Genomic DNA, 12,685 nt, shown 5'->3' on the forward strand with positions numbered 1-12,685 from the left:
TGTCCGGCTCGGCGGCGTAGGTGCGGCCGAAGGTAGTGGTGCCAACGTCGGGCAAAGCGCCCACCTGATCGGAACCGGAGGCTTGCATGCCGAACATCCGCATATCCGCACCGTCGACGATGGGGAATATGGAGCGGGACACCGACACGCGTGGGGTCCAATCGTGACCGACTTCCTTCCACACGGCACGGTAGCGGCGTATCTGGTCAGCCTGGATCTCGCCCAGAGTCGCAGCAGTGGTTTCGGAGACCAGGGTGGAAGACATCAGGTTCAGCCCGTCTTTCGCAGTCTGCTCCGCAGACGCGTGGGTGCCCGAGCCGTAGAAGATGTGCCTGCGCAGCGCGGGTGCCATGGGGAAGACGGGCAGGGCCGAGCCGGGCTGGAACATGTTGGGGTACTGACGCTCCAGCGGTGCGGCGATGGCGAACCCGGCGCCGTCGACAGCAGCCATGAAGGTCTCAAGATGGGCGCGCGCCACGTCAGCGCCGTTGGGGGCCTCGCCCTTGTAGCCGAAGACCTCCCAGCCGCGCTCGGCAACCTCGGGCGCGCCGCGAGAGACTCCCAAGGCCACACGTCCGCCAGAGAGCTGATACAGGGAGGCGGCCTCTTCGGCGAGGTAGAGCGGATTTTCGTAGCGCATGTCAATCACGCCGGTGCCCACCTCGATTTGCTTGGTGGTGGCGGCAACCGCACCAAGCAGTGGCATCGGCGCGGAAGCCTGTTGCACGAAGTGGTGGACGCGGAAGGAGGCATTGTTCACGCCGATCTCGTCCGCAGCCTGGGCGATCTCCAAGTGGATCTTGGCAATCTTCTCCGCAGATGGCCCGCGCTGGCCGCCGACGGCATAATGCCCGAAGCTCAAGAAACCGAACGCCTTCATTGCATAACCCTTCTTTTAGTGATGCGTCACCAAAGAGGGTAGCATTTCGGGTTAAGCGACATAATGTGTGCTTTTTTGGATATGGATTCCCGGTCCTGCCTGGGCCTACGGCGGGAGAGTGCTCGTTGAATCGGGATTCCCGACCGTGGACCGGAAGGTCCACCACTTCAGGCGTTGGATGTGCTATGACAGCAAGCTGTTAAACCAGCTGCATGCCAACTCAACACAGGAAGAGAAAACACAACAGGCCCCTATGCCCGGCATGCGATCACACCGCCACGAAAATGGGCACCACCTCCAGCGGAAAACAGCGATGGCGCTGTACACACTGCGGGCACACCTTCACCAACCCGAACACGGCTAAGACCAGCGCATATCGGTTTGCCATCTTCATCGACTGGATCACCGGCCAGCGTCCCCTCGACGCTGTGGCTGCTGCACACAACGTCTCCAGGCGCACATTGATCCGCTGGTTCACCTACTTCTGGTTCATCATCGTCCCATGCAAACCAGACCCGTACCGCGTCTACGACCAGCTGTTTATTGACGGCACCTACTTCCACAAAAAATGCCTGCTTGTCGCTGCAACCAGCGAACACGTCGTTGCCTGGCACTGGTGCACACGAGAAACCGCCTACGACTACGCCAAACTCTTCGACCTGATCGCCGAACCCCTAGTCGTGACCACAGACGGCTCCGGTGGCGCAAACAAGGCCATCAAGCAATGCTGGCCAAACGCCTCCATCCAACGCTGCCTCGTCCACGTACGCCGCGACACCATCAAAGACACCACACGCCAACCAACAATCACCGCGCACAAAGTACTCCTTCGCCTCGGCAACCAGCTAACCCACATCACCACCCGTGACCAGGCAATTACCTGGGTACTTCGCCTCAACCGCTTCCATGACCTCTACGGTGACTGGCTCAAACAACGCGCCTACCGCAACCAAGTCGCCCCAGAAGAGATCCCAAAACGCATCCGCGACAACCAGCAATGGTGGTACACCCACCCCAGAGCCCGCAGAGCCTACCGCCGGTTCGAGCGTCTCTACCAACAAGGCCACCTCTTCGTCTGGCTCAACCCACCACACCGCACCACAACCGAGCTGAAGACCACCACAAACAGCCTGGAAGGCGGCGTGAACGCACAGCTGAAACACCTTGCCCGAGCCCACCGCGGCGCATTTGACGAACATCAACGAATCATCATGGACTGGTGGCTCTACCTGCACACCCAACACCACGATGACCCGCTGGCGCTAGCAATCGAGCAAGACTTCGGCCGCAAAGGCTACGCACACGCCCGCCAGGCACACATGCGTGAACGCGACCAAGCCAACTCACCCGACGGCCGGCCGAAAGTCTACGACACAGGCATCGACACCGACTTCAACCCCTCCTGGGCCATCCGACACGGCTGGGCAGGACGCTCATAACCCCAGCACAGCACCCCGGGCCCGGCCCATTCCAACCCCCGAAAAGCACACATTTTGTCACTTAAATCGACACGCCGAGAAAAGCACACATTTTGTCGCTTAACCCAGCATTTCGCTTTGAATTGTCACGGGACGTGACGGGTTAAGTCGCTGGTCAAAAGCCCGCTGCAGACGCTTCTCAACGCTCGAATGTGCTGGCACGTTGCTGCCCCCAAGATGGTGCCAAAAGAGCTCAGACCGATCTATAGGACACTACGACACGACTGTCTCGCTGTACGCAGGCGGAATGAATGACAGTGCCTCTCCTTATCTGGTCCACGTGAGCAAAGCTCAAGCTAGGCCAGAAAAACCAAAACCGCCTCACCCGAACGGGCGAGGCGGTGATGAATGCAGCAGGGCTGTCTTACGGCTTGATGAACTTCTGGCCGAAAGCGAACAGGGTGCCCAGCAGACCAATGACGGCGGTAACCACGGCGATCCAGTCCTGGATCTCCTTCGGGCTCATGTCCTTCGCGGAGGACCCTTCGTCCTTCTTCTGGTTGGTCGTGTTGTTCGGCTGGTTTTGCTTTTGCGGGGTAGGAGTCGGAGTAGTTGGCTGAGTGGTGCCTTTCTTCGTTTCCTCTGCGACAGCAACGGAAACTCCGGAGGTCAGAACAGCTGCGGCGGTAGCGGCAGCGACGATGCCCTTACGGAACTGCATGCGGAAATCCAATCTTTGACGGATATCTATCGATTATGACGGGGAATATATTAACAGGGTTTGAGAATTTGGCAAGAGGTTTATTTTTCAATAGACCTACCCCTCAACGACGGCGGTTTTAATCCTGACTTCTTCGGCAGGCGCGCCATCCGGGGCACCGCCCTCAACACCCGCTTCGGCGATAGCGTCAAGCGTTTCCAAGCCAGCGTCATCAATCTGGCCGAAGTAGGTGTACAGCGGCGGCAGCACGGACGGGCCGTAGTTCAAGAAGAACTGGGAGCCATTCGTGTCAATGCCAGCGTTTGCCATGGCGATCGTGCCGCGGTCGTAGCGCTGCGGATCCTGCAGCATCATGGAGGCGTACTGGCGCTTCTCCTCATCGCTTGCGTCGTCCGGAATGCCCATCTGCGTCAGGTCAACGCTTTCAAGAGCCTCATCGGTGGGGTACTCGTTCGGGAACTGGAAGCCCGGGCCACCAGCGCCGGTGCCAGACGGGTCACCACACTGCAGCACCTTCAAGCCATCAGAAGTAGTCAAGCGGTGGCAGACGGTGTCATTGAAGTAGCCGTCCTCCGCCAAGTACTCAATAGCGTTGACCGTGCACGGCGACACGGAGCGATCCAGCGTCATGCCAATCGGACCAGCGGAAGTATCCAGGTTCACCTTGACGGTGCCCTCAGTAGACACACCTTCGGCCTGTGGCAGGCCCTTGAAGTACTCATCGCGGTCGTCTTCGGTGTAGACGCAATCCACGGTTGCCGGCAGGGCGGCTGCGCGAGCGGTTGCGACTGCCTCGTAGGAGGTTGGGTCGAACTCTTCAGCTTCCGGTGTGGTCGTTTCCGTCTCAGATGCGGTGGTGTCCACGTCATCGTTGCTTTCCTGGTTGGCCATGAAGTAGATGCCGCCGCCTAACGCTGCGATTACAGCCAGCGAGGCTGCCGCGGTGATCCACGGGCTACGTGCCTGTTTGCGGTCGCGCGCTGCCAGTTCCTTCTCTAGGTTCTGCAGCGCCTGCTTGCCGCGCTCTTCGTTGCTTGCCACCATCGCCTCGTTTCTTGAAAAGAGTAAAAGTTCGCTCAAATCCTAACAGCTCGCACGACAACCCCTAGGATTCGTACGCATGAGCACTTTGCGTATCCAGGGTTTCGCGGCCGGTCCGTACGGCACCAACTGCTACGTCTGCATTAATGAGGCAACCCGCCGCGGGTTTGTTGTAGACCCAGGTATGGGAGCTGCGCCAGTTGTGCGCAAGATGCTGGAGGAGAACAATTCCAAGCTTGAGGCTATCGTGCTAACCCACGGCCACATTGATCACATCCGTGATGCCGCCGAGCTAGGTGCACCCGTCTACATTCACCCGGCGGATGAGTTCATGCTCAGCGAAGGTATCCCGGAGCAGTCGCGGCTGCTTTTCGACGCTCACACGCTCCCCCTCCCAGACACCATCCACCACCTGGAAGACGGGGAAGCAATCACCGTTGCAGGAGAGACGTTTAGCGTACGCCATGCCCCTGGCCATTCACCGGGAAGCGTTTTGGTGGTGGGCGAGGAGTTTGCCTTTAGCGGTGACGTGGTGTTCCGGGGCTCAGTGGGGCGTACTGATCTGGATTATTCGGATGAGAGGGACATGGTGGCGTCGTTACGCGGGTGTGTCTGGGAGCTTGATGATGCACTCACATTGCTGCCGGGGCACGGGCCGGTGACCACCATGGCGCACGAGCGGGCAACCAACCCATTTATCCTGCGGGCGAATGCGGGGCGCTAAGCTCAAAAACCGTGACTGAGCAGAACTCTTTTAAGGCCCTGTCTGCCCCCAAGGGCGTACCCGATTACGTACCCCCGGCATCCGCCACGTTTATTCGCGTGCGTGATGAGTTTGCGCATCAGGCGCGCCAGGCCGGCTACCAGCACATTGAGCTGCCGGTGTTTGAGGACACGACCCTGTTCGCGCGCGGCGTGGGCGAATCCACTGACGTGGTGAGCAAAGAGATGTACACCTTTGCTGACCGCGGTGACCGCTCCGTGACCTTGCGCCCGGAAGGCACCGCAGGTGTCATGCGCGCGGTGATCGAGCACAACTTGGACCGTGGCTACCTGCCAGTAAAGCTGAACTACTACGGCCCGTTCTTCCGTTACGAGCGCCCGCAGGCCGGCCGCTACCGTCAGCTGCAACAGGTGGGCGTAGAGGCCATCGGTGTGGATGACCCGTACCTGGATGCTGAGGTCATCGCGCTTGCAGATCGCTGCTACCGCGCTGTTGGGCTCACCGGCTTCCGTCTGGAGCTGACCAGTTTGGGCTGCCGCGAGTGCCGCCCGGCCTACCGCGAGCAGCTGCAAAGCTTCCTGTTTGCGCTGCCGTTGGATGAGGAGACCCGCCACCGCGCGGAGATCAACCCGCTGCGTGTGCTGGATGACAAGCGTGACAACGTCCGTGCGATGATGGCGGATGCACCCCTAATGCTGGACCACCTGTGTGAGGGCTGCCGCAGCCACTTCGAGGCCGTCACCGGGATGCTCGACAGCATGGGCGTGGAATACGTGATCAACCCACGCATGGTGCGCGGTTTGGATTACTACACCAAGACCACGTTCGAGTTCGTCCACGACGGGCTCGGTGCGCAGTCCGGCATCGGTGGCGGAGGTCGCTACGACGGGCTCATGGCCCAGATCGGCGGCCAGGACCTCTCCGGTATCGGCTTTGGTCTTGGCGTGGATCGTACGGTGCTTGCGCTTGAGGCTGAGGGCGTGGTGCTTGAGGGCGTTGAGCGTCGCGTGGAGGTCTTTGGCGTTGGCATCGGCGAAAAGGCCCAAGAGCGGATGGCGCTGCTGATTAATGAGCTGCGCGCTGCTGGTATCTCCACCGACATGGCCTACGGCGGCCGCGGGCTCAAGGGTGCGATGAAGGGCGCTGACCGCGCTGGCGCCAAGTTTGCGCTGGTGCTGGGGGATCGCGAGCTAGACGCCGGCGAGGTTACCGTGAAGAACCTCGCGGACCACTCCCAGGTGACGGTTGTGCTGAACGCGGAGGCGGTTGCTGCGGCTGTACAGCGGTAGCGCACGTTTAAGTAACAGAAACCTGTAACGTAACTGCTTTTCCTGTTAGGTTTCTGTTGCTAAAATCATGCGCATGAGATACACGCCGACGCCCGTTCGCCGCGGGATGCGAGCGATAGGTGAGCATGTTCGCATTCAACGCAAGCTGCTGGGGCTCACCGGCGGCATGGTTGCTGAGCGTGCTGGCATTTCGCCGACTACGCTGAGCAAGCTGGAAAACGGGCAGGGCGCCGGGTTAGACGCGACGCTTGCGGTCCTCAACGTGTTGGGACTGCTCGACCGCGTGGTCACGGCAAGCGATCCCTATCTCACAGACGTGGGTCGTTTGCGGGCCGCAGAGCAGCTGCCCGAACGGGTTCGAACCCCGAAACCGGATTTCTAGGGGAGAAGGTAGTGGGCGACAGTAAGATTGCGGTTACCACCGTCATTGGCGGCAATGACGTCCTTGCTGGATATATTTACCGCACGCGGGCATCGGCATCGTTTTCGTACGAACCCTCCTTTTTGGCCCGCCCGGACGCCTTTTCCCTGGCTCCAGCGCTTGGCCTTTTCTCAGGGCCACAGCCAATCTTGCCCGTAAACCCGTTTAGCGACTCCGCGCCAGATACATGGGGCCGAAAAGTGCTCATGCGCGCAGCAGGGCGAAATCTGGACGAGGTTTCGCTGCTGCTTGGGGTCAATGACAACGGCAGGCAAGGGGCGACCCGCTTCTGGGTCGATGGAGTTGCGGTCGCAGATGGCGAAGGCGTTCCGGGTGAGCACGAACTTGCAGAGGTTTTGCGCACGGCTGATCAAGTACAGCGCGGTGACAGAGATATTCTCGAGCGCAATGTGAGGAGATTGTTCCGCGCGACTGGTTCGCTTGGCGGTGCGCGCCCCAAAGCCAACGTCCGACGTGGGCAAGAGCTGTGGCTTGCAAAGTTTCCTAAACCCCACGGGGATCAGTGGAATGTTATGGCATGGGAGGCAGCAACGCTAGGGCTGATGCAGCGAGCGGGAATTCAGGTTCCTGCCTATGAAACCCGCACCTTCATTGTCGACGGGGAGGACCGCACAGTATTGTTCCTGCGTCGCTTCGACCGCGACTTTGCAGGGGTACGCATTCCCTACATGTCTGCTATGACCGCGCTGCAAGCCGTTGACGGAGGCGGCGGTGACTGGATCGATCTCATTGAATGGTCCCAATACAGTGGCGCAGATACTACCGAGCAATGGAGACGTGCCGTTTTCGGTGTTCTTGTTGGCAACGTGGACAACCATCTTCGCAACCACGGTTTTCTTCGAAATGGCGGGTCCTGGGTCCTATCACCGGTATTCGATGTCAACCCTACCCCGCCTGCGGACGGCGATGCCTACGAGCTCACACTCGACGGCAAGTCGCAGCTATCCCTCGAGGACTTCACAGAGCCGGCAGTGCTTGACCTCTTCGGCGTATCCCTCGATAGCGAAACCAGCGAATGGCTCCGTCAGGTGCGCAGCGTCTTGGAACAAGCGCCAGCATTAGCCACCGCACATGGTGCGGACGCATTCAGCATAGCGGTCATGGAGGGCCGCTTTACGCACGCAAAAGAGCAAATTGAGCAGGTTACGTAGCTAGCACTCGATGATGTTCACCGGAAGGCCAAGCTGCACCGCGAGGCCGCCCATAGACGTCTCCTTGTACTTCGTCATCATGTCGCGACCAGTAGAGGCCATGGTTTCAACGACGTCGTCGAGGGTGACAATGTTGGTGCCGTCGCCAAGCTTGCCCAAGCGCGCCGCGTTAATGGCTTTCACACCGCCAATGGCATTGCGCTCAATGCAGGGAACCTGCACAAGCCCGCCGACCGGGTCGCAGGTAAGTCCCAAGTTATGCTCGAGTGCGATCTCGGCGGCGTTCTCTACCTGCTGTGGGGTGCCGCCAAGGATGGCGCACATACCAGCCGCAGCCATCGAAGATGCTGAGCCGACCTCGCCCTGGCAGCCAACCTCTGCACCCGAAATCGAGGCGTTGGTTTTAATAATGACGCCGATTGCGCCTGCCGTGAGCAAAAATTCGTGCACGCGGTCGCGGTCAAAATCATCCGTGAAGTCACGGCAATAATGCATCACCGACGGAATGATGCCTGCCGCGCCATTCGTCGGGGCAGTAACCACCTGACCGTGGGCAGCGTTTTCCTCATTCACCGCAAGCGCATACAGGTTGACCCACTCCATCGCGTCAAGCCCGCGTGCCGTTGACGCTTGATACTCCGCAGTCAATAGGCGGTGCAAGCGGTTCGCGCGACGTTTGACGTTGAGACCGCCTGGCAATGTGCCCTCGGTTTTTAGCCCGTGGGCCACACACTCTTGCATCACGTCCCACACAGCGTCCAAGTGCTCCTCGAGTGCGTCCCTGCCGTGCAAGGCCTCCTCGTTTGCCCGCATGACCTGGGCGATGGTTAGACCGTGCGTGGCGCACTGCTCCATGAGCTCCTGGCCGGTGTCAAAGGGGTAGGGCACGGTCTTCTCGTGCGCGACAGCAACCACGCCAGCCTCGTTCTCATGCGCGGACATGCCAGCGCGGTCAAGGATGAACCCACCACCGATGGAGAAGTACGCAACGTTCTCTGCCAGCTGGTTGCCTTGGGCATCCCAAGCGTCAAAGATGAGGCAGTTCGGGTGCTCTGGCACCGGCTGGGGGTTGAACTCCACCTCATACTCCACGCTGCCGGCAGGACCCGAGATGGTGCCGCTTTGCGGGATCTCTTCGCCCGGTTTCGGCGAAATGTCTGCACTGGTTGTCGTCGGCGTGTAGCCGACAAGGCCAAGCAGGACCGCGCGGTCGGTACCGTGGCCAACACCAGTAGCGGCAAGCGAGCCACGAAGTGTGACGCGCACCTTCGCCGGCAACTGCGCCATGGTGCCAACAAACGCCTGGGCTGCGCGCATCGGGCCCACCGTGTGTGAGGAAGACGGGCCGATGCCGATAGAAAACAGATCAAGAACGCTCACGGTGGCAGACTTGGATGGCATTGATACTTCCTCCTCCAGGGTGAGTTAGGTGTGGGCTTAGGTAACGGCAGCAAGTGCCGGAATGTCCGTTGGGCCGACTACGGCAATGGGGCGCTGGTCAGCGTTGCCGTGCTCCGTAATGATTGCCAAACGTGGCAGTGCGCCAGATTTGAGCGGCGTTGTCAACGCCTCGATGGCTGCGGCTGCCGGTGCGGTTCGCGGCAGAAACACCTGGTGGTCGTGTTGCCCGGAGAGTTTGAGCGCTTCGCTGATAGACGTTGAACCGACGGTGTCGTCATCTTGTAAAGCCACTGCAATCCAACGCGCAATGGCATTGGTGGTGAGCAGGCCGACGCACACGCCACCGTCGTAAATCGGAAACTGTGTGTGGCCTGACTCCCGGATCGCATGCAGCGCATCGCGAACCGCATCACCAGGGGAGAAGGTAACCACCTTTTGGTTCTGGCCCACCACCTCTAATGCGGTGACGGGCTTGAGCAACACGTCCCGAAAATGCTCGAGTGCTGCGACGGTTTCAGGCAACGGCTCCGCGATTGGTTTGAAGTCCCGGTACTCGCCGTGGCTGATCGCATTGCGCAGCTCAGCGTATTCCTTCAGGTCAGTGGACTGTTCCCAGGTAATCAACCCACGCTTGGCTGCCTGGGAGCACATCCACCTAAAAGAGTCGCTTTTCTTCGCGCCTAACGCCTCGCGCAGAAACCCCTCCACGTCATTGAACGCGGCGAGGAATGCAACGGCGCGATTTGGTGAATCAGCCATGATCGCGAGCGTACGCGAATTAGTCGTTGTACACGCCTCGGTTGAGGGTGTCGCAGGCAGACATCTTGCCGGTCTGGTAGCCAGCCATAAATGCGGTGCCGCGCTGCTCGGAGGAGCCGTGGGTCCACGCGTCCGGGTCGACCTCGCCGCCGGAGCGACGCTGAATGTTGTCATCACCGATGGACTGCGCGGTTTGGATAGCCTCGTGCAACTGCTCGTCCGAAACAGACTCCAAGCGTCCACCCTGCTGTGCGTAGTGCGCCCACAGTCCTGCATAGCAGTCCGCCTGCAGCTCAATAGCAACCGCAGCGGAGTCCGCGCCAGGGTTCTTGTAGTCGCTCAAACCCAGGGTGCCCTCGATGTGCTGGATGTGGTGGCCCATCTCGTGCGCGGTGGCATATGCCTGAGCCAGGGGACCTGCGCTGCCACCAAGCTGCTGCAGCTGATCGAAGAAGGACACATCCAAATACGCCGTCTCATCGCGCGGGCAGTAGAACGGCCCCGTTGCGGAAGATGCGTAACCACAGCCGGAAGCTACTTCGCCCTTGAAAATGTGCATACCTGCCGGGCGGTACTCCAAGTTGGCCTGCGCTGGCAGTACCTGGGACCACACATCATCAACGGACAGCACCGTCGCGGCGGCAAGGCAGTCGGAGTATTCGTTAGCCGCATTCGGCTGATCACAGTGCTCGAGGTTGTAGCCGCCCTGCGACTGGTACTGGCCCTGCTGGTCACCTCCAAGACCTAGGCCGCCAAGCCCACCGTTGAACAAGAACAACAGCAGCAAAACCAGGATGATGGTCCCGCCACCACCGCCGCCAAGCAACAACGGCAGGGCAAGCAGGCCGCCTGAACCGCCTTGCTGTCCGCCACGGGAACCTGAACTGGTTTGCACACGCCCGCTTGCGCCTTGGCTGGCATCTCCTCTAAACGTCATGGCTTGCATTGTGCCAAACAACCTAAGCGCATGTTGTGAGACGGTCGCGGTAGACTCTTGCGCGATACGTTTTAACGCCTTTTGGAAGGACTAGGAAAACACCGTGCTGCGCACTCACCTTGCGGGGAACCTCAATAAAGACCTCGATGGCCAGACTGTCACCCTCACCGGTTGGGTGGCGCGACGCCGCGACCACGGTGGCGTGATCTTCATCGATCTGCGTGACCGCTCGGGTATCGCTCAGGTTGTCTTCCGCGAATCTGATGTGGCGGAGGCTGCGCACGACCTGCGTAGTGAGTTCGTTGTCAAGGTCACCGGCGTGGTGGAGCCACGTCCGGAAGGCTCTGCAAACCCGAACCTGGCTTCCGGCGAGATCGAGGTCAACGCCACCGAACTGACCGTATTAAATAAGTCGGCGGCGCTGCCGTTCCAGATTGAGGATGCTTCCTCCACCGAGGTCGGTGAAGAGACCCGCCTGAAGTACCGCTACCTGGATTTGCGCCGTGAGCGTCAGGCGAACGCCATGCGTCTGCGTGCAAAAGCAAACCAGGCTGCACGCCGCGTGCTGGACAACCACGATTTCGTAGAGATTGAAACGCCGACGCTGACGCGTTCCACCCCGGAAGGTGCACGCGACTTCCTGGTGCCTGCTCGTTTGAAGCCGGGCTCTTGGTACGCACTGCCGCAGTCGCCGCAGCTATTCAAGCAGCTGCTGATGGTCTCCGGGATGGAGCGCTACTACCAGATCGCTCGCTGTTACCGCGATGAGGATTTCCGCGCTGACCGCCAGCCGGAGTTCACTCAGCTGGACGTTGAAGCCAGCTTTGTGGATCAGGACGACATTATTGAGCTTGCCGAGGAAATCTTGGTGGAGCTGTGGAGGCTCATCGGCTACGACATTCAGACCCCGATTCCGCGTATGACCTACAAGGAAGCGATGGAAAAGTACGGCTCTGACAAGCCGGACCTGCGCTTTGACATCCCGCTGGTGGAGTGCACCGAGTTTTTCAAGGACACTCCGTTCCGCGTGTTCAACGCTGAGTACGTGGGGGCTGTGGTGATGGACGGTGGCGCATCCCAGCCGCGCAGGCAGTTGGATGCCTGGCAGGAGTGGGCGAAGCAGCGTGGCGCGAAGGGCTTAGCCTACATCCTGATTCAGGAGGACGGTGAGCTGACCGGTCCGGTGGCTAAGAACATCACCGACGAGGAAAAGGCTGGTATTGCAGCGCACGTTGGCGCGAAGCCTGGTGACGCAATCTTCTTCGCAGCTGGCGACACAAAGTCCTCTCGCGCGTTGCTTGGCGCTGCTCGTGGGGAGATCGCGCGCAAGCTGGACCTGATCAAGGACGGCGACTGGGCGTTTACCTGGGTTGTGGATGCACCGTTGTTCGAACCGGCTGCAGACGCAACGGCTTCCGGTGACGTAGCACTCGGGCACTCTAAGTGGACGGCTGTGCACCACGCCTTTACCTCCCCGAAGCCTGAGTTCATGGATAACTTTGAGAACAACCCAGGCGAAGCGCTTGCATACGCGTACGACATTGTCTGCAACGGCAATGAGATCGGTGGCGGCTCTATCCGTATCCACCAGCACGATGTGCAAAAGCGCGTCTTTGAGGTCATGGGCATCACCGATGAAGAGGCAGACGAAAAGTTTGGCTTCCTGCTTGACGCCTTCCAGTTCGGCGCTCCTCCACACGGCGGTATCGCCTTCGGGTGGGACCGCATCGTCTCCTTGCTCGGTGGTTTTGAATCCATCCGTGACGTCATTGCCTTCCCGAAGTCCGGTGGCGGTGTTGACCCGTTGACGGATGCCCCGGCGCCGATTCCGGCAGCGCAGCGTGCGGAGACCGGTGTGGATTTCAAGCCGCAGAAGAAAACCGAAAAGGCAGACGGCGACAACGCCTAACGCCGGTAGAGAC

At 60.1% G+C, this 12,685-nt stretch carries 12 protein-coding genes; 6 read left to right on the forward strand and 6 right to left on the reverse strand.

Translation table 11 applies throughout. The annotated features are described in order from the left end of the window. Positions 1 to 880 (reverse strand): LLM class flavin-dependent oxidoreductase (locus HMPREF3101_RS11625; RefSeq protein WP_246816601.1); only part of this gene is annotated, 880 nt, incomplete at its 3' end. Positions 881 to 1,092: 212 nt separating this feature from the next. Here HMPREF3101_RS11625 and HMPREF3101_RS01580 point away from each other — a divergent pair. Continuing rightward, entirely contained in the window at positions 1,093 to 2,319 is a 1,227-nt protein-coding gene (locus HMPREF3101_RS01580) for an IS1249 family transposase (RefSeq protein WP_083280021.1), read from the forward strand. A gap of 403 nt (positions 2,320 to 2,722) precedes the next feature. Here the strand turns inward: HMPREF3101_RS01580 and HMPREF3101_RS01585 are convergent, their stop codons facing one another. After that, positions 2,723 to 3,019, reverse strand: coding sequence for a hypothetical protein (locus HMPREF3101_RS01585; protein WP_070462171.1), 297 nt, complete (start codon positions 3,017 to 3,019; stop codon positions 2,723 to 2,725). Positions 3,020 to 3,115: 96 nt separating this feature from the next. Further along, positions 3,116 to 4,060 carry a peptidylprolyl isomerase gene (locus HMPREF3101_RS01590; protein ID WP_070462347.1) on the reverse strand — a complete coding sequence of 315 codons (945 nt, stop codon included), beginning with the start codon at positions 4,058 to 4,060 and terminating at the stop codon, positions 3,116 to 3,118. An 88-nt stretch (positions 4,061 to 4,148) separates the two neighbouring features. Between HMPREF3101_RS01590 and HMPREF3101_RS01595 the strand changes: the two genes are divergently transcribed. From HMPREF3101_RS01595 to HMPREF3101_RS01610, 4 genes are all read left to right on the forward strand, one after another. After that, entirely contained in the window at positions 4,149 to 4,784 is a 636-nt protein-coding gene (locus HMPREF3101_RS01595) for an MBL fold metallo-hydrolase (protein WP_210386149.1), read from the forward strand. An 11-nt stretch (positions 4,785 to 4,795) separates the two neighbouring features. Beyond that, on the forward strand, positions 4,796 to 6,073 hold the full coding sequence (hisS, locus tag HMPREF3101_RS01600; protein WP_070462173.1) for a histidine--tRNA ligase: 1,278 nt from the start codon (positions 4,796 to 4,798) through the stop codon (positions 6,071 to 6,073). A gap of 73 nt (positions 6,074 to 6,146) precedes the next feature. Next, on the forward strand, positions 6,147 to 6,455 hold the full coding sequence (locus HMPREF3101_RS01605) for a helix-turn-helix domain-containing protein (protein ID WP_070462348.1): 309 nt from the start codon (positions 6,147 to 6,149) through the stop codon (positions 6,453 to 6,455). An 11-nt stretch (positions 6,456 to 6,466) separates the two neighbouring features. Further along, a complete protein-coding gene (locus tag HMPREF3101_RS01610) occupies positions 6,467 to 7,666 on the forward strand; it encodes a type II toxin-antitoxin system HipA family toxin (RefSeq protein WP_070462174.1) in 1,200 nt (399 codons plus the stop codon). On the opposite strand, the gene HMPREF3101_RS01615 is transcribed toward HMPREF3101_RS01610, so the two are convergent. The 3 genes from HMPREF3101_RS01615 to HMPREF3101_RS01625 are packed head-to-tail and all read right to left on the reverse strand — an operon-like array spanning position 7,667 to position 10,763. After that, the gene (locus tag HMPREF3101_RS01615; protein WP_070462175.1) at positions 7,667 to 9,067 is read right to left on the reverse strand and encodes an L-serine ammonia-lyase; all 1,401 of its coding nucleotides are present in this window, start codon (positions 9,065 to 9,067) and stop codon (positions 7,667 to 7,669) included. A gap of 36 nt (positions 9,068 to 9,103) precedes the next feature. Beyond that, positions 9,104 to 9,826: a CBS domain-containing protein gene (locus HMPREF3101_RS01620; protein ID WP_070462176.1), complete on the reverse strand. Its 723-nt coding sequence runs from the start codon at positions 9,824 to 9,826 to the stop codon at positions 9,104 to 9,106. Between the two features lie 19 nt (positions 9,827 to 9,845). Beyond that, positions 9,846 to 10,763 (reverse strand): KPN_02809 family neutral zinc metallopeptidase, encoded by a 918-nt coding sequence (locus HMPREF3101_RS01625; RefSeq protein WP_070462177.1) that lies wholly within the window; start codon positions 10,761 to 10,763, stop codon positions 9,846 to 9,848. A 103-nt stretch (positions 10,764 to 10,866) separates the two neighbouring features. Between HMPREF3101_RS01625 and aspS the strand changes: the two genes are divergently transcribed. Continuing rightward, entirely contained in the window at positions 10,867 to 12,672 is a 1,806-nt protein-coding gene (gene aspS, locus HMPREF3101_RS01630; protein ID WP_070462178.1) for an aspartate--tRNA ligase, read from the forward strand. Positions 12,673 to 12,685: the final 13 nt, after the last annotated feature.

The sequence above is a fragment of the Corynebacterium sp. HMSC29G08 genome (genome assembly GCF_001806875.1).
GTDB lineage: Bacteria > Actinomycetota > Actinomycetes > Mycobacteriales > Mycobacteriaceae > Corynebacterium.